This window comes from Prevotella sp. P4-67 (assembly GCF_002251325.1).
Classification (GTDB): Bacteria; Bacteroidota; Bacteroidia; order Bacteroidales; family Bacteroidaceae; genus Prevotella.
In genome coordinates this window covers 1-732 of the sequence record NZ_NPJL01000026.1, presented here as the reverse complement: position 1 = coordinate 732, position 732 = coordinate 1, and the positions used below count along the sequence as shown (strand labels likewise).

Below are 732 nucleotides of genomic sequence, written 5' to 3'. Positions count from 1 at the left end.
TATTGCTGTCCGCTAAAACTTTTTTTGAGCATATAAAAATTAGGGCTGGATTCCTCGCTTGGAATTCAGCCCTTTTAGTTACCTTTGTTTCTTGTTGTAAATTTCAATTCAAGTAACTATGAACAAAGGTACACATTTTAGCGGACAGCCGATGTATGGTCAGCTAATAAATTTGCTCAACAAGGAAGATATTCTCAAATTCAGCCGCGAGTATAATGGTGAACGCTACATAAAGCGCTTTGATGCCTACCAGCATATGGCCATAATGCTTTACGCGGTGATCAGGAAATTCGACACATTGCGCGAGATTACTGATTCTATGTTTCCTGAAACGCGCAAGCTCGCCCGTTTGGGCATAAGGACGATGCCAAGGCGCAGCACTTTGTCTGATGCCAACGCCCGCAGGCCTGAGGCCGTGTTTGAGGCCACGTACCGCAGCCTGTACGCCCGATACAAGGACGAACTTTCCTCGGACAGCCGAAAACGGCGGATGCTCGCATGGTTCAACCGCCTGCAGATTATCGACTCCACGACAATAAGCCTTTTTTCCAACCTCATTTTCAAAGGCGTGGGCAGGCATCCCAAGACCGGGAAAAAGAAGGGTGGCATAAAAGTACACACGAATATCCACGCTAACGAGTTCATGCCGTCTGACATCAAGTTCACGTCAGCCGCAACCAATGACAGCTTTATGCTGAAGCCCGCGAATTATAACGATGGAGATATCATTGC

General features: G+C 47.0%; 1 protein-coding gene. It reads left to right on the top strand.

The annotated features are described in order from the left end of the window. Positions 1-118 precede the first annotated feature (118 nt). Positions 119-732, top strand: a 614-nt coding sequence (locus tag CIK92_RS04285; RefSeq protein ID WP_144289327.1) for a DUF4372 domain-containing protein, incomplete at its 3' end; no start/stop codon positions are given.